The organism is Qipengyuania qiaonensis (assembly GCF_019711515.1).
GTDB classification, from domain to species: Bacteria; Pseudomonadota; Alphaproteobacteria; order Sphingomonadales; family Sphingomonadaceae; genus Qipengyuania; species Qipengyuania qiaonensis.
In genome coordinates, this window is record NZ_JAIGNO010000004.1 from 142,413 (window position 1) to 160,986 (window position 18,574).

At 63.6% G+C, this 18,574-nt stretch carries 20 protein-coding genes; 14 read left to right on the forward strand and 6 right to left on the reverse strand.

Translation table 11 applies throughout. From position 1 onward, the window contains the following. The first annotated feature begins 143 nt into the window (after nucleotides 1-143). From cysS to K3174_RS08345, 6 genes are all read left to right on the forward strand, one after another. Nucleotides 144-1,580, forward strand: coding sequence for a cysteine--tRNA ligase (cysS, locus tag K3174_RS08320; protein WP_221557799.1), 1,437 nt, complete (start codon nucleotides 144-146; stop codon nucleotides 1,578-1,580). Further along, nucleotides 1,577-1,894 (forward strand): DUF559 domain-containing protein, encoded by a 318-nt coding sequence (locus K3174_RS08325; RefSeq protein WP_221557800.1) that lies wholly within the window; start codon nucleotides 1,577-1,579, stop codon nucleotides 1,892-1,894. Before cysS ends, K3174_RS08325 begins: the two co-directional genes overlap by 4 nt. Continuing rightward, on the forward strand, nucleotides 1,894-2,358 hold the full coding sequence (locus tag K3174_RS08330; RefSeq protein WP_221557801.1) for an RES family NAD+ phosphorylase: 465 nt from the start codon (nucleotides 1,894-1,896) through the stop codon (nucleotides 2,356-2,358). Before K3174_RS08325 ends, K3174_RS08330 begins: the two co-directional genes overlap by 1 nt. Then, nucleotides 2,355-3,293 (forward strand): D-2-hydroxyacid dehydrogenase, encoded by a 939-nt coding sequence (locus K3174_RS08335; RefSeq protein WP_221557802.1) that lies wholly within the window; start codon nucleotides 2,355-2,357, stop codon nucleotides 3,291-3,293. Before K3174_RS08330 ends, K3174_RS08335 begins: the two co-directional genes overlap by 4 nt. Before the next feature lie 70 nt (nucleotides 3,294-3,363). Then, nucleotides 3,364-5,019: an acetolactate synthase large subunit gene (locus K3174_RS08340; protein WP_221557968.1), complete on the forward strand. Its 1,656-nt coding sequence runs from the start codon at nucleotides 3,364-3,366 to the stop codon at nucleotides 5,017-5,019. Between the two features lie 42 nt (nucleotides 5,020-5,061). Next, a complete protein-coding gene (locus K3174_RS08345) occupies nucleotides 5,062-6,495 on the forward strand; it encodes an aldehyde dehydrogenase family protein (RefSeq protein WP_221557803.1) in 1,434 nt (477 codons plus the stop codon). Nucleotides 6,496-6,519: 24 nt separating this feature from the next. On the opposite strand, the gene K3174_RS08350 is transcribed toward K3174_RS08345, so the two are convergent. Together K3174_RS08350 and K3174_RS08355 are read right to left on the reverse strand one after the other, a co-directional pair. Beyond that, entirely contained in the window at nucleotides 6,520-6,882 is a 363-nt protein-coding gene (locus K3174_RS08350; protein ID WP_247712012.1) for a hypothetical protein, read from the reverse strand. Then, on the reverse strand, nucleotides 6,872-7,087 hold the full coding sequence (locus tag K3174_RS08355) for a hypothetical protein (RefSeq protein ID WP_221557804.1): 216 nt from the start codon (nucleotides 7,085-7,087) through the stop codon (nucleotides 6,872-6,874). Before K3174_RS08355 ends, K3174_RS08350 begins: the two co-directional genes overlap by 11 nt. A 172-nt stretch (nucleotides 7,088-7,259) precedes the next feature. Between K3174_RS08355 and K3174_RS08360 the strand changes: the two genes are divergently transcribed. The 3 genes from K3174_RS08360 to K3174_RS08370 are packed head-to-tail and all read left to right on the forward strand — an operon-like array spanning nucleotide 7,260 to nucleotide 9,079. Further along, a complete protein-coding gene (locus K3174_RS08360; RefSeq protein ID WP_221557805.1) occupies nucleotides 7,260-7,901 on the forward strand; it encodes a S24 family peptidase in 642 nt (213 codons plus the stop codon). Then, the gene (locus K3174_RS08365) at nucleotides 7,898-8,374 is read left to right on the forward strand and encodes a hypothetical protein (protein ID WP_221557806.1); all 477 of its coding nucleotides are present in this window, start codon (nucleotides 7,898-7,900) and stop codon (nucleotides 8,372-8,374) included. Before K3174_RS08360 ends, K3174_RS08365 begins: the two co-directional genes overlap by 4 nt. 36 nt (nucleotides 8,375-8,410) lie before the next feature. Beyond that, a complete protein-coding gene (locus K3174_RS08370) occupies nucleotides 8,411-9,079 on the forward strand; it encodes an MBL fold metallo-hydrolase (protein ID WP_282099700.1) in 669 nt (222 codons plus the stop codon). A 109-nt stretch (nucleotides 9,080-9,188) separates the two neighbouring features. Here the strand turns inward: K3174_RS08370 and K3174_RS08375 are convergent, their stop codons facing one another. Then, entirely contained in the window at nucleotides 9,189-9,587 is a 399-nt protein-coding gene (locus K3174_RS08375; RefSeq protein ID WP_221557807.1) for an MAPEG family protein, read from the reverse strand. A 240-nt stretch (nucleotides 9,588-9,827) separates the two neighbouring features. Here K3174_RS08375 and rpmF point away from each other — a divergent pair, with 240 nt between their 5' ends. The 5 genes from rpmF (at nucleotide 9,828) to K3174_RS08400 (ending at nucleotide 12,840) form a co-directional block, all read left to right on the forward strand. Beyond that, on the forward strand, nucleotides 9,828-10,007 hold the full coding sequence (rpmF, locus tag K3174_RS08380; protein WP_067464131.1) for a 50S ribosomal protein L32: 180 nt from the start codon (nucleotides 9,828-9,830) through the stop codon (nucleotides 10,005-10,007). A 27-nt stretch (nucleotides 10,008-10,034) separates the two neighbouring features. Next, complete coding sequence (plsX, locus tag K3174_RS08385) at nucleotides 10,035-11,072, forward strand: phosphate acyltransferase PlsX (protein ID WP_221557808.1); 1,038 nt, start codon at nucleotides 10,035-10,037, stop codon at nucleotides 11,070-11,072. Further along, nucleotides 11,069-12,034 carry a beta-ketoacyl-ACP synthase III gene (locus K3174_RS08390; protein WP_345719612.1) on the forward strand — a complete coding sequence of 322 codons (966 nt, stop codon included), beginning with the start codon at nucleotides 11,069-11,071 and terminating at the stop codon, nucleotides 12,032-12,034. Before plsX ends, K3174_RS08390 begins: the two co-directional genes overlap by 4 nt. Before the next feature lie 127 nt (nucleotides 12,035-12,161). Further along, nucleotides 12,162-12,461 carry an integration host factor subunit alpha gene (locus K3174_RS08395; RefSeq protein ID WP_221557809.1) on the forward strand — a complete coding sequence of 100 codons (300 nt, stop codon included), beginning with the start codon at nucleotides 12,162-12,164 and terminating at the stop codon, nucleotides 12,459-12,461. Between the two features lie 10 nt (nucleotides 12,462-12,471). Continuing rightward, the gene (locus K3174_RS08400; protein ID WP_221557810.1) at nucleotides 12,472-12,840 is read left to right on the forward strand and encodes a MerR family transcriptional regulator; all 369 of its coding nucleotides are present in this window, start codon (nucleotides 12,472-12,474) and stop codon (nucleotides 12,838-12,840) included. Between the two features lie 68 nt (nucleotides 12,841-12,908). On the opposite strand, the gene K3174_RS08405 is transcribed toward K3174_RS08400, so the two are convergent. The 3 genes from K3174_RS08405 to K3174_RS08415 all read right to left on the reverse strand — a co-directional run bounded on the left by K3174_RS08405 (nucleotide 12,909) and on the right by K3174_RS08415 (nucleotide 18,561). Further along, the gene (locus tag K3174_RS08405) at nucleotides 12,909-13,514 is read right to left on the reverse strand and encodes a cation diffusion facilitator family transporter (protein WP_221557811.1); all 606 of its coding nucleotides are present in this window, start codon (nucleotides 13,512-13,514) and stop codon (nucleotides 12,909-12,911) included. Between the two features lie 219 nt (nucleotides 13,515-13,733). Continuing rightward, nucleotides 13,734-15,107, reverse strand: a complete 1,374-nt coding sequence (locus tag K3174_RS08410; RefSeq protein ID WP_221557812.1) for a M24 family metallopeptidase — start codon at nucleotides 15,105-15,107, stop codon at nucleotides 13,734-13,736. Between the two features lie 31 nt (nucleotides 15,108-15,138). Then, nucleotides 15,139-18,561 carry a chromosome segregation SMC family protein gene (locus K3174_RS08415; RefSeq protein ID WP_221557813.1) on the reverse strand — a complete coding sequence of 1,141 codons (3,423 nt, stop codon included), beginning with the start codon at nucleotides 18,559-18,561 and terminating at the stop codon, nucleotides 15,139-15,141. Nucleotides 18,562-18,574 lie beyond the last annotated feature (13 nt).

Sequence of the window (18,574 nt, forward strand, 5' to 3'; positions counted from 1 at the left end):
GCCTCGTCATTGCGAGGAGCCTAAGGCGACGCGGCAATCCATTCCCTATCGCTCCTTGTCGAGACTCGGTTGATGGATTGCTTCGCTATGCTCGCAATGACTGATTGTTGACCAGCCTGCGCGCTCGCGCCATTGCGCCTCACATGACCGACACGCCGCTCAAGCTGTTCAATTCGCTGACCCGCCAGCTGGAGGAATTCCAGCCTGTCCATCCGGGCGAGGCACGCGTCTATAGCTGCGGACCGACGGTCTACAACTACCCCCATATCGGCAATATGCGCGCCTATGTTTTTGCCGATGTGCTCGGCCGCACGCTGAGCTGGAAGGGTTACGACCTTACCCACGTCATCAACATCACCGATGTCGGGCACCTGACCGACGATGCCGATGCGGGCGAGGACAAGATGGAGAAGATGGCGGCGCAAAAGGCGCAGTCGATCTGGGACATCGCGAAGCATTATACCGAGGCGTATTGGGCCGACGTGAAAGCGCTCAATATTCGCGAGCCTGCGAAATGGTCGGTTGCTACCGATTACATCGACGAGATGCTGGCATTCGCGAAGTCGATTGCCGACAGGCATTGTTACGAACTCGACGGCGGGCTTTACTTCGACGTCTCCACGGTTGCGGATTACGGTCGCCTAGCGCGTGCAGTGACCGAAGAAGGCGAGGGCCGGATCGAGACTGTCGAGGGCAAGCGCAACGCTGCCGATTTCGCCATCTGGCGCAAAACCCCGGCGGGCGAGACGCGGCAGATGGAATGGGATTCGCCTTGGGGCAGGGGAGCGCCGGGCTGGCATCTCGAATGCTCGGTGATGGGCGAAAAACTGCTCGGCTTTCCATTCGATATCCACACCGGCGGGATCGATCACCGCGAAATCCATCACCCCAACGAGATTGCCCAGAATCAGGCTTTCTGCGGCTGCGGGTCGCTCGACGTCGCGACCCATTCGGGCGCAAAGATCTGGATGCACAACAACTTCCTCGTCGAACGGTCGGGGAAGATGAGCAAGAGCGCGGGCGAGTTCCTGCGGCTGCAATTGCTGGTCGACAAGGGCTACCACCCGCTTGCCTACCGTATGATGTGTCTGCAGGCGCATTATCGCAGCGAACTGGAGTTTTCGTGGGAAGGGCTGGGAGCCGCGCTAACGCGGTTGAAGCGGATTGTGATGGCGGTGGAAAATATACGGAATGTCGCAAAGTTGCCCGAGGACAACGGGCCAAATCTAGGCGAACTCGATGCTTCGATCTCGAACGATTTGAATACTCCAGAGATTTTGACGCTGCTAGAGACTTGGTTGAAGTTGGATTTCATTCATGAGGGCCATCGCTGGCCAGCAATTCAAGCTGCAGATTCAATTCTAGGTTTGAACTTGGGGGGATTGACCCGAGCCGACCTCCGCATCCGTCCCAACGACGCGCGAATCAGCGAAGATGAAATCGAAGCCGAACTCCTCCGCCGCAAGGAAGCGCGCGCCGCAAAGGACTTTGCTACCTCCGACGCCATCCGCGATGGTCTTGCGGAAAAAGGTGTCGAGGTTATGGATGGTGATCCATTAGGATGGGAGTGGAAGCTTTGACCAAAGCCGATCCGCAAACGCTGTTGTGGCAGCACCTCAAGGATGAGCCGCAGGGCCTGTTTTTCGTCCGCGATCATCCGACCGAGGATTTCGTTCTGCCTTTCTATTGCGAGGAAGCGCATCTCGCGATCGAAGTGGAAGACGATCCTTTCAGGCCCGAGGATGATGGCACGCGCGAACGCTGGCAGGAGCGGAACAAGGTCGACATCATGCAGGTCCCGCCCAGCCACGTGCTGCGCAATGCCGGCGAAGTGGCCGAGGCGATCCTCGACATCGCGACGAGGCGCAAGGAGCGCTTCGCCAGCGGGAGCTGATGAAGCTCTGGCGTCTTGTCCGGGCACCCTTCGTCGCGCTCGACGGATCGGGCCCCGAACGCCACGGTGCACGCTATTCCCCGCCCGGTGTTCCGGTCGTCAATTTCGCGTCCGAAGCCGGTCTCGCGGTGCTGGTGGCACTGCGCTACCTGCCTGAAAATGCCGCCGAGCGACCCGATGATTTCGTGCTCGGCTGGACCGCGGTGGATGCCGTCCCCGAACGCGTGCCGGACACGGGGGAGGACGAAGCATCGATCCGCGCCTGGGTTGCCGATTGGCTCGCAACCCGCCGCTCGCTTCTCGCCGCCATCGCCTCGCGCGTGCTTCCCGAAGGCGATATCGTCATGATGAATCCCCACCATCCCGATGCGGCTAGAATTCCTCCTTTGACCATTCGTCTCTTCGACTTCGAAACATGTCTGCATCGGCCGCCGATGCTGGATACCTACCGGAGTAATTTATGACCAGAGCCCTCCTGTCCTCCCTGATCCGCCCGCTAGTCGAACCGCGTTTGCCGGGATGGGTGGAGCCGCTGTGGTTCGCCAGCAAGGAACAGGCGCTGGAACTTGCGCCGCTGGCGGAAATCGGCTGGTTCGACCTCAACGAGAGGGAGCCGATGATCGAGATCGCGCGCGCCGCGACGAACCTGAAATGGATGAACTCGATCTATGCCGGGCTCGATTTCTTGCCGCTAGATCTGCTGCAGGAGCGCGGCGTAGTCGTGACCAACGGCGTCGGCATCAATGCCATCACCATCGCCGAATATGTTGTCATGCTGATGCTTGCGCACGCCAAGGGGTATCGCGAGGTAGTGCGTGCGCAGGACCGGCATGAATGGCTGCTCGACAGTCCGGGCAAGCGCGAACTTGGGGGAGAGCGGGTGTTGCTGCTTGGCATGGGCGCCATCGGATCGCTCATCAAGACGCGGCTCGAGGCGTTCGATATGAAGGTCGTGTCCGTACGGCGATCGGGTGCCGACGGCGCACTGCGCCCCGGCGAGTGGCGCGAGAAGCTGGGCGAGTTCGACTGGGTCGTGCTGGCCGTGCCTTCGACGCCGGAAACCAGGCACATGATCGGCGCGATGGAACTTGCGGCCATGCGGCCCAACGGTGTGCTGGTGAACATTGCGCGCGGCGATGTGGTCGAGCAGGAAGCGCTGGTCGAAGCATTGCGCGAAAGGAAGATCGAGGCGGCGCTGCTCGATGTGACCGATCCCGAGCCGTTGCCCGAAGACCATCCGCTGTGGGATTTCGACAATGCGCAGATCACCATGCACCTGTCGGGCCGCGCGCAGGCGAAGATGTTCCAGCGCAGCGCGGATCGCTTCGTGGAGAATCTGGAACGCTGGCACAAGGGCGAGCCGGTCGAGCCGCAGTTCGATCTTGCGCTTGGCTATTGATGCGCGGGTTGCCTAGACGGGCATACGAAATCGCGTCCGATCGGACGACAATCGCCAAGGAGCATGGATGATGAGTGGCACGCGCAAGGCATCGGATCTGTTCGTCGAATGTCTTGAGGCCGAAGGCTGCGAGTATATCTTCGGCGTTCCGGGCGAGGAAAATCTCGATTTTCTCGACAGCCTCAGCCGGTCGCAACAGATCGAGCTGATCCTGACCCGGCACGAACAGGGCGCGGGGTTCATGGCTGCAACCTATGGCCGCCATACCGGCAAGACGGGTGTGTGCATCGCCACCCTTGGGCCTGGAGCCACCAATCTCGTAACCGCGGCCGCTTATGCCCAGTTGGGCGGGATGCCGATGATGATGATCACCGGCCAGAAGCCGATCAAGAAATCCAAGCAGGGGCAGTTCCAGATTCTCGACGTCGTCGCGATGATGGAGCCCATCACCAAATATACGCGCCAGCTTCACGCGGGCGACAATATTCCCAGCCGCGTGCGTGAAGCCTACCGGCTGGCTGAGGAGGAAAAGCCCGGCGCAGTCCATCTCGAGCTGCCCGAAGACATTGCAGAGGAACCGACCGGATCCACCCCGATCAGGCGGAGTATGGCGCGCCGCCCCAGCGCGGAGGCCAAGGCGGTGCGACAGGCCGTGAAAGCGCTGGAAAAGGCCAGCAAGCCGATCCTCGTTATCGGCGCGGGCGCCAACCGCAAGATGACCGGGCGAATGCTCAACCAGTTTATCGAGAAGACCGGCATTCCCTTCGTCACGACGCAAATGGGCAAGGGCGTGATCGACGAACGTCACCCGCTTTTTCTTGGGTGCGCCGCATTGTCTTCCGGCGATTTCTGTCATCGGGCGATCGAAGAAGCCGACGTCATCGTCAATGTCGGACACGACGTGATCGAGAAGCCGCCGTTCTTCATGCATGACGATGGCCATACCGTGATCCATGTCAGCTATCGCAGCGCGGAAGTCGATCCGGTGTATTTCCCGCAGATCGAAGTGATCGGCGATATCGCCAACGCCATCTGGCAGATAAAGGAAGATATCGTGAAGCAGGGCCATTGGTCCAGCGGCGCGCTCAAGCGATATCGCGAAGCGGAGCACGAACACACGCAGGGCTTGGCCGCCGACACGCGTTTCCCGATCTTTCCTCCGCACCTTGTCGAGCAGGTGCGCGAATGCCAGCCAGAGGACGGGATCATCTGCCTCGACAACGGCGTATACAAGCTCTGGTTTGCCCGCGGCTATACCGCGTATCTGCCCAATACCGTTTTGCTGGACAACGCTCTGGCCTCGATGGGGGCGGGGCTGCCCAGCGCGATGATGAGCGCCATGCTCTATCCCGACCGCAAGGTCATGGCGATTTGCGGCGATGGCGGTTTCATGATGAACGGCCAGGAGATGGAAACCGCCGTCCGGCTCGGATTGAACCTCACGGTGCTGATCCTGCGCGACGACGCCTATGGCATGATCCGCTGGAAGCAGGCGAATATGGGGTTCGAGGATTTCGGCCTCACCTACGGAAATCCAGATTTCGTCAAGTTCGCAGAAAGCTTCGGGGCAAGCGGCCATCGCGTCGAGTCGAGCAAACACCTGCGCGAACTGCTCGCGCATTGCCGCGATACGCCGGGTGTCCATTTGATCGATTGCCCGGTCGATTACACGGAGAACGACCGGATCCTGAACCACGATATCAAGGAACTGAGCGCGCGGCTCTGAGGTTGCACGGGTACCCCCGTTTGCGGGAGGATGGAGAACCACATGCCTCGCTTGAAAGACACCTACCCGCTTTACCTGAACAACAAGGCCGCCCAGCCCAATACCGATCTCGAGGTGACCGACAAGTTCACCGGCGAAGTGGCTTTCCGCACTGCGCTCGCCACGCCGGAGATCATCGACAGGGCGATTGCGGGCGCCGTCCATGCCACGGAACCCATGGCGAAGCTTGCCGGCTATGAACGGCAGGCCGTGCTGCAACACTGCGTCGACCGCTTCAAGGAACGCTTCGACGAGCTCGCCTATGCGCTCTGTGTCGAGGCCGGCAAGCCGATCAAGGACAGCGAAGGCGAGGTTACGCGGCTGATCGACACGTTCCGCATCGCCGCCGAAGAATCGGTGCGCATGTATGGCGAAGTCATGCCGCTCGACATATCGGCGCGGGCGAAGGGCTATCAGTCGATCTGGAAGCGTGTGCCGGTGGGGCCGTGCAGTTTCATCTCGCCGTTCAATTTCCCGCTCAACCTCGCCGCGCACAAGGTGGCCCCGGCCATCGCGGTCGGCTGCCCCTTCGTGATGAAACCCGCGAGCAAAACGCCGCTGGGCGCGATCATCATGGGCGAGGTCCTGGCCGAAACCGATCTGCCCGAAGGTGCCTTCAGCATCCTGCCTGCCACCCGCGACGGCGCCGACCTCTTCACCGTCGATGAGCGGCTCAAACTGCTCAGCTTTACCGGTTCGCCCGTGGTCGGTTGGGATCTCAAGGCGCGCTGCGGCAAGAAGAAGGTGGTGCTCGAACTCGGCGGCAATGCCGCGGTCATCGTCGACAGGGATGCGGATCTCGAAGACGCCATCGAACGGATCATCTTCGGGGCCTTCTACCAAAGCGGCCAGAGCTGCATCGGCGTGCAGCGCATCGTCATCCACGAGAATGTCTACGACCGCTTCAGGGATATGCTGGTCGAAAAGACCGGCAGCCTGATCGCCGGTGACCCGAAAGACCGCGATACCTTCATCGGCCCGATGATTTCGGAAGGCGAGGCGCAGCGGCTGAAAGGCTGGATCGACGAGGCGGTGGATGGCGGGGCGAAGCTGCTCACCGGCGGCGGCTGCAAGGGTAACATGCTCGAAGCGACGCTGCTGGAAGGCGTGCACAAGGACGCAAAAGCGCTCAACGAGGAAGCCTTCGGCCCGCTCGCCATCCTGCAGCCGTTTTCCGACTTCGACGAGGCGCTGGCGGAAGTGAACCGCAGCACTTTCGGCCTGCAGGCCGGCGTCTTCACGCGTGACCTGTTCAAGATGTTCGATGCCTGGGATCGGCTGGAAGTCGGCGGTGTGGTGATCAACGACGTCCCCAGCTACCGGGTCGACAATATGCCCTATGGTGGCGTGAAGGACTCCGGTCTCGGCCGCGAAGGAATCAAGTTCGCGATGGAGGACATGACCGAGATCAGGAACCTTGTGATCCGGCGGAACTAGTATCCTCCTGGCGCTGGGGAGAAACTAGCTTTCTTCCAACAGCAACAACTCGCATTGCACCACCAGGCGCGGTGCCGGCGTCATACGATGCTCGACCTCGATCACTCCGGCATCGGCGACGAGCTGACCCGGGATCGCGAATTCGTGGTCGGGCAGGTCGGCCACGAATTGCTCGCCTGCGTCCACGGCGTCCGCACCCGCGAACAGGATCGCCAGCGAATGGCGAGTGCCGGCAAAGGTGATGCTCGCCCAGGCTTTCTCGGTATGGTTCAGGACCTGCCCGCGATGTCCGTGCAGGTCGGCGAGCGCGGCGCGCACGCGATCGGTCGCGGTGCGGCGGGTGCGGCGGGTGCGGGGCGGCTTGGGACTGTTCGCTTCAGCCGACATGGGCGATCTCCTGGTTGATGACGGTGTCGCGTGCGGCTTCGAAGCCGTCCATGAAGCCGCGAATGCGCTGCTCGGTGCGGTCGCGCGGCTCGCGGCCCATGCGCAGGTCGAGGACGAATCGCGGATCGTGCGCGGCGAGGCGCCCGAATTTGGTGGCCGCCATCTCGTGCTGGCGCAGGAATTTCTCGACGGAACGGATCAACATGACAGGCTCCCGAATTGTCCGATTGGAAGGGCGAATCGCTGGTTTTGTTCCTGATTCGTTCCATCCCAAATCCTACTTGTCTAGGAAAAATCCTATGCTATAGGAATTTTCTCTCACGCACCGTTGTTTGTCGTGGATTTTTGATGTTTCGACATGACAGGAGTGGAACCCGATGGCTGACGTCATGACGCCCGAACGCGCACGGCTGGTCGAACTGGCAGAAGCCGGACGCACGAGCCTTGCCTCGCTATCTGCGATGTTAGGTCGTAATCCCAGCTACTTGCAGCAGTTCGTACGCAAAGGATCGCCGCGCAAGCTGGAAGAAGCCGACCGGCGCAGGCTGGCCGAATTCTTCGGCGTGAGCGAAGTCGAACTCGGCGCCGATCCGGATCATGCCACCTCGCGCGAATCGGATGATTTCGTCATCGTCCCACGCCTGCCTCTCGATGCATCTGCAGGGCCGGGTACCTTTTCGGCAGAGGAAATTTCCTTCGACTCGTTCCGCTTCTCACGCCGCTGGTTGCGCGAGATGGGGTTGGATGGTGCGGACCTTTCCGCCATCCGCGTCGAAGGCGACAGTATGGAGCCGCTGTTACGCTCGGGCGACGAGATATTCGTGGACCGCAACAAACGGGGCGGTGAAGGCGTGTTCGTGGTTCGGATCGGCGATGCGCTCCACGTCAAGCAGGTCCATGCCAGCGCTCCGGGTCGGATCAAGCTGGTAAGCGAGAACGACGCTTACGCCCCGATCGAACTCGCGCGCGAGGATGTGGAGGTGATCGGCCGGGTGGTGTGGAAAGGGGGGCGGGTGTGATCGATGACGGAAATATGTGCGATCGTAACTTCGTGGCTTACCTGCCTGATCGCTTTGCGAAGGTGAGCCAGAGTTCGATTGCGGAACTGGCGCAAGAACCGCTCGGACGTCCGTGTTCACTTAGGTCGTACGTAGTGGAGACTTCCGAAAGGGCGTGGATCACGCCAATAGACCAATTGACTTGTGAAGAGGCCAGAATGCTGGTGTCGCAAAAGCTTGGACTGGCTCATATTTGCGAGCATGTCGCCGAATTCGTCTACCTGTATCCGCGCGCTGAGGTTTCTTTCTATCGCGGCGACTTCACCTTGTGCGTGCTTAGAGCGTTTGCTGAAATCAAACGGGCGTCTCTGTTGTCCGTACAGCGCATTTGCGATGCGAATCTGGATTCTATGGTAGAGGCCCTTTCGTGGTCTCGACCGCTGCTAAAGGAGGCTGTTGAGCTCGTCGCTCATGCGAGGGAGTCGGCAAAATAGGTTGCCTCGTTGGGACACACTTGCCATCTCCCGGACATGACCGACACCCCTGCCACGCCTCCGATGAAAGCCGGCATCGTGCCGGTCACGCCGTTGCAGCAGAACTGCTCGCTGATCTGGTGCACGAAGACCAACAAAGGCGCTTTGATCGATCCGGGTGGCGATCTCGACAAGCTCAAGGAAGCGGTCGCCAAGACCGGGATCGAGCTTGAAAAGATCCTCATCACCCACGGCCATATCGACCATTGCGGGGAAGCCGGCGTGCTCGCCAAGGAACTCGGCCTGCCGATCGAAGGGCCGCACGAGGCCGATCGCTTTTGGATCAGCCGTCTCGACGATGACGGGCGCAAATACGGCATTAACGGCCAGGTTTTCGAGCCTGATCGCTGGCTCGACGATGGCGATACGGTGACCGTCGGCGAACTTACGCTAGAGGTGATCCACTGCCCCGGGCACACGCCTGGTCACGTCGTGTTCTTCCACCGGCCCAGCAAGTTCGCCATCGTCGGCGATGTGCTGTTCCAGGGGAGCATCGGGCGCACCGATTTTCCGATGGGCAACCATCAGGATCTGATCGATGCGATCACACAGAAGCTCTGGCCGCTGGGTGACGATGTGACCTTCATTCCCGGCCACGGACCGACCAGCACTTTCGGCCGCGAGCGCCAGACCAACGCGTTCGTGAGCGATTACGCGCTGAGTTGATAGTCCGGTCATTGCGAGGAGCCGCAGGCGACGCGGCAATCCACGGCGCAGAGCGATCAGTCCGCTTCAAGCTATGGATTATCGCTCGCAATGATCCGGAACAGCGGCGCTACATCACCCGTAGGACTACCAGTACCGCAACTATGGCGAGGCCGAGTTGCGTCAGCATGGTGATGATGACGCCGATGGAGCGTCCCTGGGCCAGCGCCCCGCCATCCATGCCGAAGCCATGCGCCACGCGCCCGAGCATGTAGACCGCGACGACCCAGGCCAGCCACACGCCCCCCTTGGCGGCCAGTTCGATGGCCGCGACCAGCACCAGCACGAAAGCGGTGTTCTCGACGAAGTTGAGCTGCGCGCGCATGCGGGCGGTCAGCGGGCCGCCCGCATCGTCGCCGATGGAGATCTTCTGTGCCATGCGCATCTGCCCGACACGGATGCCCAGCCATATATTGATGATTGCCGCTGCGGCGGCAGCGGTAAGCGTGACCGGCAGGATAATGCCCATACTCGTCCTCCCTTGCGATCGCCCCTGCGGCGACCCATCTGACTGCTAGGGAGATGCCTCGGGCCGTGCAATGCCGTGGGGCCGTACAGACGGGTTGCATCCCCCGCGAAATTCGCTATAGCGCGCGCCTTCACCGCCACGGTCGGGATATTCGGGTTCGCGCGCTCTTGTGCGGTGCCGGACCTTCCCCTAGGGCGGCCACCGAAATTGATTGTAATTGTTTGAGGAACAGGTGCCGCCATGGCCGTCCCCAAGAGGAAAGTATCGCCCCACCGTCGCGGCAACCGCCGTGCGCATGATTCGCTCAAGGTCGAAGCTCATCACGAGTGCTCGAACTGCGGCGAACTCAAGCGGCCGCACAATCTGTGCCCGCATTGCGGCTATTATAACGGTCGCGAAATCATCGCCGTCGGTCTCTAAGACCGTCAGCAAAGCCGGAGAATCCGCATGAGCCTGCCGCGTATCGCCGTTGATGCGATGGGCGGCGATGAAGGCGTGCAGGTGATGATCGAAGGCGCCGCGCTTGCGCGCCGGCGCCATGACAAGTTCAAGTTCCTGCTGGTTGGCGACGAAGCGCGGATCAAGACTGCGCTCGAAGGCCATCCCGGCATGGCGGGGGCGTCCGAAATCCTGCACTGCGACGATGTGGTCGGCGGCGACGAGTTGCCGAGCCGCGCCCTGCGCCGTGCGAAAACGACCAGCATGGGCCTCGCCGTCAACGCCGTGAAACAGGGCGATGCCGGGGCCGCCGTGTCCGCCGGCAATACCGGGGCCCTGATGGCGATGAGCAAGCTCTCGCTACGCACCATGCCCGGGCTCGACCGCCCGGCGCTCGCCGCGCTGCTGCCCACGCTGACCGATGACGATGTGGTCATGCTCGATCTCGGCGCGAATCGCGAATGCGACGCGCGCAATCTCGTCCAGTTCGCCATCATGGGCGCCGCTTACTCGCGCATCGTTACCGGTCGCGAACGCCCGCGCACGCGGTTGCTCAACATCGGCACGGAAGAAACCAAGGGTACCGAGGACATTCAGGCCGCCGCCGAAGCGCTGCGCGCCGCGACCGGACTGGCGATGGATTTCGAAGGCTATCTCGAAGCCGACAAGATCAATCGCGGCGAATGCGACGTGGTGGTGTGCGATGGCTTTTCGGGCAATATCGCGCTCAAGGCGATCGAAGGCGCGGCGCGTTTTGTTACCGACCTCTTGCGCACAGCCTTCACCTCCAGCTTCCGCTCGAAGGTGGGCTTCCTCGTTTCGCGCCCGGCGACCGAGTTGCTGCGCCACCATCTCGACCCGAACAATCACAACGGCGCGGTTTTCCTCGGGCTCAACGGCGTCGTCGTGAAGAGCCATGGCAGCGCCAATGCCAAGGGCGTCGCCAATGCGGTCGAGGTCGCCGCACGCCTGCTGGAAGACGATATCACCAACCGCATCAAGCGCGATCTCGCGGCAGTCGGCACCGACGGACTGGCGGCCAAGTGATCCGTGCGGTCATCACGGGCACGGGCTCCGCGCTACCCGCGACTTGCGTCAGCAATGCCGAGATGGCCGAGCGTGTCGATACCAGCGACGAATGGATCGTCGAGCGCACCGGCATCCGCCAGCGCTATATCGCCACCCCGGAAGAAACGACGTCCAGCCTCGCGATCGAGGCTTCGCGCAAGGCGCTCGAAGCCGCTGGCGTGGAGGCCGGCGAAATCGGCCTGATAATCCTGGCGACGGCCACGCCCGATCACACATTTCCCGCCACCGCCACGCAGGTGCAGGCTGCGCTCGGCTGCGGCGGCGGGGTCGCCTTCGACGTGCAGGCGGTGTGTTCCGGCTTCCTTTACGCGCTCGCCACCGCCGATTCGCTGCTGCGGACGGGCATGGCGACCAAGGCGCTGGTGATCGGTGCCGAAACCTTCAGCCGCATCCTCGACTGGGAAGACCGCACCACCTGCGTCCTGTTCGGCGACGGTGCGGGCGCGGTTGTGCTCGAAGCGCAGGATGTCGCCAAAAACGGGCCCGGCATCCTCGCCAGCCGTCTCCATGCCGAAGGCGCGCACAAGGACATGCTCTATGTCGATGGCGGCCCTTCGACGACAGGCACCGTCGGCAAGCTGCGGATGAAGGGGCGCGAGGTTTTCCGCCATGCCGTGGTGAACCTCGCCGATGTGCTCAAGGAAGTGCTCGAGGAAACGGGCAAGGCTGCCGCCGATATCGATTGGGTCGTGCCGCATCAGGCCAATGCCCGCATCCTCGATGCCACCGCGCGCAAGCTCGATCTGCCGCCGGAAAAGGTGGTCGTGACGGTCGATCGGCATGCCAATACGTCGGCTGCCTCGGTCCCGCTGGCGCTGGACACGGCGGTGCAGGATGGGCGGATCCGGCCGGGCCATCTCGTCATGTTCGAAGCGATGGGCGGCGGCTTTACCTGGGGTGCCTCGCTCGTTCGTATGTGAACGCAGGCAGAAACGGGTCAGGCCGATTTGCCAGAATCGCGCCAACCCTCTATATTTGCTTGGCGAAGTTGGAATTGGGGCCGCATTCTCGCTCAGGGTCGCATCTGGGGAGAAGGAAAGAATGGATATGATGCGCTCCGTGGGGACGTTGACGCGGGCCGATCTGGCCGAGACCATCAACCGCAAGATGGGGCTTAGTCGCGCCGAATCGCTGGATATCGTGGAAGCGATCCTGGCGAAGATGTGCGATGCCCTGTCCGATGGCGAAAACGTGAAGATTTCGGGCTTCGGCAGCTTCGTGCTGCGCGACAAGAAGGAACGTATCGGCCGCAATCCCAAGACCGGGATCGAAGTGCCGATCACGCCGCGCCGCGTGATGACCTTCCGCGCCAGCCAGTTGCTGAAAGAGCGTATCGCGAACGGCTGAGGATATCTGGATGGCGAATTTCGACGACGGCAAGGAAGACGGCGCGCTGCGCACCATCGGCGAAGTCGCGAAGGCCACCGGCATCAAGGCCCATGTCCTGCGCTATTGGGAACAGCAGTTCCCCACGCTCAAGCCGCTGACCCGCAGCGGCGGGCGGCGCTATTACCGGCCCGAAGACGTGGCACTGGTCGAACGGATCGACCGGCTGGTGAACCGCGAAGGCTACACGCTGAAAGGCGCCAAGGCGGCGCTGAAAGGCGCGCCCGACCCGCAACCCGCGGCGCAACAGAGCGCGCCGGTTACGCACGATAGCGCGGCGGATATCCTTCCCCGTCTCAAGACCATCCGCGACGATTTGAAGGCAGCGCTGGCGGCGTAATTTCATGTCTGCAAGCGACCCCATTGCGGACATCCGAAGCGCCGATGACGTCGTTCAAAACCGGACGCTCAGCCCGCTCGCTGGGCCCGGCGGGCGTTCGAGATGATTTCGAACGCCTCGCGCATGACGTAAAGCCCGATGGCCGCACCAACGATAAGGTCGAAGTAGCGCGACCCGGTCGCCAATACGGCAAGACCGGAGAGGATGACCGCAGCATTTGCGACAACATCCGCCCTCGTGAATATCCAAGCCGCCCGCAGATGAACTTCATCGTTTCTTTGCCGCGAGAGAAGGCGGAGGACGATGATGTTGGCAATCAGAGCCACCGTGGCAACGGCGATCATCCCCGCACCCTCTGGCGCTCCGCCATCGAAACTGCGTCTCACGACCTCGACGAACAGTCCGAACCCGAGAACCAGCAGCGCCACTCCGCTGACCATTGCCGCATTCGCCTTGAAGCGTGGCGACCTGCCGATGGCGATCAGCGCGAGCGCATAGACTGCGGCATCGGATAGCATGTCCAGTCCATCGGCGATCAGGCCGGTCGAACTAAAAAGCACGCCCGTGGTCGTCTCGATGAAGCACATCACGGCATTCACGCCGAGCGCGATCCAGAGCGCGCGTTTTTGCGCATCGGTTTCGAGCGACGGAGGAGAGCAGCCGCAATCGGTCACGAAGATTTCCTTACAACCAAGGCCTGAACAACGAGACAAATTGTCATGTGTGTCATGGGTGGTCTAACAAAAAGTCCTCTCAAAGCCTCGTGTTAATCATTTCATTCAAGCTGATGCCATAGCAGACCTTCCGCTTCCCACCCAGTTGCGGTCGTTCCATCCGTCTCCCACATCGGAACACCATCGGATCATCAGGGACAAATCTCGCTGATCCCATAGTCACCCCGCCGGAATCAACGTCAGTTCGGTTTGCCTGCCATCCAGAAACCGCACGGTTTCGCCGTCGAACCAGGCGTCTTCCTCGCTGCGGAAATCGACCTTCTGGCCACCCCATTCGGGCACCGCGTTGTAGCTGGTCAGCTCGATCGACCAGGCGGTATTCGCGCGCACACGATACTCGCCGCGCGGATCGCCGTTCTGGTTGTCCCAGAAACCGATGGGCGTGCCGGCACCGTGTCCATGCAGCCCGATGGGGTGCGAATAGATCGACGGGTCGAGCCCATCTGCAATGGCCGCCGCGCGGGCGCGGGCGAGGATTTCGTTGCCCGACAGGCCCGTTGCGAAGGCTTGCAGCAGGTGATCCTGCACCCGGTTGGTCGCGGCCAGTCCTGCCCGCAACCCCCCGGGAGCCTCCGTCTCGCCAGGCTTCAGGACATAGGCCAGATGCTGCGTATCCGTGTTGAGCCGCAGATAGGTTATGCCGAAATCGGTCCATAGCAGGTCGCCCGGCTGGATGACCGTTTTGCCCTCGAGCATTCCCTCAGCGCCGGCGCGCTGGATGCCGATTGAGGGATGGAACCATGGCGTCAGCCCCAGCGAGGCCAACTGGTCGCGATACCACCACTGCACGTCTTCGGCGGTCGTCTCGCCCGGCGTGATGACCTCGCGCGAGAAGGCGCGGGCGATCAGCGAATGCGCGATGCGGACGATACCGGGATAGATGGCGATCTCTTCCGGAGTGCGGCTTTCCAGCCAGCGTATGGCGAGGTCTTCGCCGGAAACGATCCGTTCGCGATAGCTCTCCGGCAGCGCGGCGTTCATCAGCCGATACTGGCTCAGCGTCATGCCGTCGCCGAAGGCGCTGAGGTCGGAGAAATTGATGGCTATCTTCTGCGGATCGCGCGCGGCGACGATATCCGCGACCGCCTGCCACTGGTCGGGCTGCTCGTCCGGGTTCCAGGCTGGTTCGAACAGGCCGCCCATGCCGTAGCGGCTGACGGTGAGCCGCTCGACCGGCCGCCCTTCGCCGGGGTCGTGGAAGATCAGGATCGTGCGCCGGCGCGCGCTCATGCTCTCAGCATCGAGCATGGTGGCGATGACCGGCTCCTCGAAATACTCACGCGCCATCAGCACCCACATATCGATGCCCTGCTCGCGCATGATCTGCGGGATGACGGTTTCGAGGCGCTCGGCGAGGATGCGGTCGATCACCTCCGCACGCTCGCGCATCGGCAGCAGGCGCGGCATTTCGGGCTGGGCCTGCTCGGCGTCGCTCATGGCGATGATCGGCGGCGCGGTGGTTTGCGCCAGAGCGGATGGCGCGGCAAATGCGGCACAGAGCAGCGCGGCGGCGGTCGACAGGCGCAGGGTCATTTCCGGCAATCTCCGATGGGTGTGCGGCAGATCATTCCGCCGCCAGCAATTCCTCTGCGCCGCCCAGATCCACGCTGACGAGGCGGCTGACGCCGCGCTCGATCATGGTCACGCCGAAGAGGCGGTGCATGCGGCTCATGGTCACGGCATTGTGGGTGACGATCAGATAGCGGGTCTGCGTTTCGCGAACCATCGCGTCGAGCAGGTCGCAGAAGCGATCGATATTCGCATCGTCCAGCGGCGCATCGACTTCGTCGAGCACGCAGATCGGGGCGGGATTGGTCAGGAACAGGGCGAAGATCAGCGCGGTGGCGGTCAGTGCCTGCTCGCCGCCCGACAGCAGGGTGAGCGATTGCAGCTTCTTGCCCGGCGGCTGGGCGAAGATTTCGAGCCCGGCTTCGAGGGGATCGTCGCTGTCGATCAGGGCCAGATGCGCCTCGCCGCCCTCGAACAGGCGGGTGAAAAGGCGCTTGAAATGGCCGTTGACCTGCTCGAACGCGGCGCGCAGCCGTTCGCGGCCTTCGCGGTTGAGATTGCCGATCGAACCACGCAACCGGCTGACCGCTTCGCGCAGTTCTTCCTGCTCGACCGCGTTGGAGCCATGCACGCTCTCGATCCGCTCGAGTTCCTCGGCGGCGACGAGGTTGACCGGGCCGATGCGTTCGCGGCTGGCGGTGAGGCGGTCCATTTCCTCGCTCTCGGCCTCGGCGGATTTGATCGCGTCCTCGTCGAATTCGAAACGCTGCGGCAGGAGCGGGGGCGGGCACTGGAAGCGCTCGCCCGAAATGCGCGCCATCTCGATCCGGCGGCCGTCCTGGTTCTCGGCCCGGGCGGCCAGGCCGGCGCGGCTTTCGCGTGCTTCGGCCAGCGCTTCGTTGGCGGCGGCGAAAGCGCGGTCGGCTGCCTGCGCCCCGGCATTGGCCTCGGCGACTGCCGTTTCGGCCTCCGCCAGTTCGCGGGTCAGGCGCTCGCGCACCTGATCGCCCTGTTCGATCTCGCGCATCAGCCCTTCGGGTCTGGCCGCGGTGACGGCGCGTTCTTCGGCGATCTCCTCGGCGCGGATTTCCATTTCCGACAGGCGGCGCGCCGCATCGCCGCTGCGCGCCTGCCAGTTCGCCATGTCGCTGCGCTGGGCGGAAGCCCGTTCGCGTGCCACGGCGAGCGCCTGGTCGTGGGCCGCGAGTTCCGCCGCGCGCGCCTGCAGGGTCGAACGCGCGGCCTCGTTCTTCGCGCGCGCCGCTTCGAGCGTGGCGCGACCCGCCTCGGGATCGGGCAGGGCGTTGCGCTTGTCCTGCGCGGTGGCGAGATCGGCCTGCGCCGCGGCGATCGTCTCGCCATGTTCGGCTTCGTTGCGGTCCAGTTCCTCGAGCCGCGCGGCCAATCGCTCGCGCGCGGCTTCGGCCTGATCGAGCGCGCGCAGGGCCTGCCGTTCGGCGTCGGCGGCACCCGCCAGCTCGCGTTCGACGGCGATCAGATCGCGCTGGAGCTGCGCCAGTTCATCGCCTGCCGTATCCAGCGACGCCTGTGCTGTCGCGGCAGCTTCGCGCAGCGCAGGCAGGCGCGCATCGAGCTCGGCAAAGCGGTTTTCGGCCTCGAGCCGTGCCGCCTCCGCCGAACCTTCGCCGCGCACGACGAGGCCGTCCCACCGGCGCAGCTGCCCGCTCATGGTCACGAGCGAATGGCCGGGCGCAAGGGCACGCCCGTCATCGGTCTCCGCGACATGCACTAGCGCCAGCAAGGCGCGCAGCTCGTCGGGGCAGGTTTCGACATGGTCGGAGAGGCTATCGGTCACGGCCGAGGGTGCCTCGGCCCCGGTCCAGTAGCGGCCTTCCGCATCGCCTTCGGGCAGGCCCAGCAGCGCCTTGCCGTCGCGGCCCAGCGCCGCTGCGACGGCGCGCTCGTAGCCCTTGGCCGCGCGCACGCCGTCGATCGCCTGCTGGCGGCCGCTGCGCTTCGCGGCCGCCCGCTCGCGCGCCTCGCGGTCGCGCTTCAGCGCTTCCCATTCGCGCTGGACGCCGGAGAGCTCGGCCTTGGCCTCCGCCAGTGCGGACGAAGCCTCATCGCGCACGGCCTGCAGCTCGGCCTTGCGCGCCTGCATTTCTTCGAGCCGTGCGCGCAGGTCCGCCAATGCACTGGCGGCGTCTTCCGCGGCGCCCCTGGCTGCATCGACATCGGCGTCGGGATCTTCGCTCGCCAGCGCGGCGCGCTGATCGGCCATGCGCCGCCCCTCGGCCGCCGCACGGTCGAGCCGCGATTGCGCCTGCGCGATCTCGGCCTCGGCCACGCGCCATTCGGCCTCCACCCCGGCATTGTCCGCGGTCGCCTTGGCCAGCGCGAGTTCGGCGGCGCGGCTGTCACGCTCGGCCTGCTCCTGCGCGCGTTCGAGGGCCGGGCGCCTCTCCTCGTCCCCGGCCAGCGCCTTCTCGCTGTCCGCCAGCTCGCGCTCCAGCCGGGAGAGCGCTTCGGCAGCATCTCTGGTCAGCCGGTCGGCATCGCCCTTGTCCGCCTCCAGCCGCGCTTTCTGCCGGTCGAGATCGGCGAGGCGTTCCTCCGCAGCCTCGAGCTGGCTGGTGAGCGCCGCCATCCGGTGCCCGTGCGCGCTGGCATCGTCACGACGGTCGGCTTGCTCCTCGCGCGCGTCGGCAAGTGTTTGGGCCGCCGAACGCTGCATATCAGACGCTTGATTCGCAGCTTTTTGCGCATCCGCGACGCGAGCTTCGGCAGCGGCGGCAGCCTTCTTGGCCTCTTCCGCCGCGGTGGCCGCATCGCGCCAGCGGGCAAAGACTAGTCGCGCTTCGGCGGTCTTTATCTCGTCGGACAGCTTCTTGTACCGCTCGGCCTGCTTGGCCTGCCGCCGCAGCGAGGCGATCTGGCTGTCGAGCCCGGCCATGATGTCCTCGAGCCGTTCGAGATTGGTCTCGGTCTGGCGCAGCTTGCTTTCGGCATCGCGGCGCCGGACGTGAAGGCCCGCAATGCCCGCAGCTTCTTCCAGCATCATCCGCCGTTCCTGCGGCTTGGCAGCGATGACCTGTGCGATCTTGCCCTGGCTGACGAGCGCGGGGCTGTGCGCGCCGGTGGCCGCATCGGCGAAGATCAGCGCCACATCCTTCGCCCGCACATCGCGGCCGTTCAAACGATAGGCGCTGCCGGCACCCCGCTCGATCCGGCGCACGACTTCCATTTCGTCGCCATCGTCATCCGCGCCGTGCAGCACCACTTCGGCGAAATCGCGCTGCGGGCGGCTTTGCGTACCGGCGAAGATCACGTCTTCCATCCCGCCCGAGCGCATCGACTTGGGCGAATTTTCGCCCATTACCCAGCGGATCGCTTCGAGCAGGTTGGACTTGCCGCAGCCATTGGGGCCGACGACGCCCGTCAGCCCCGGTTCGATATGCAGGGTGGCGGGCTCGACGAAGCTCTTGAAGCCACTCAATTTGAGCTTCGAGATCTCCATCCTTGCCCTGTCC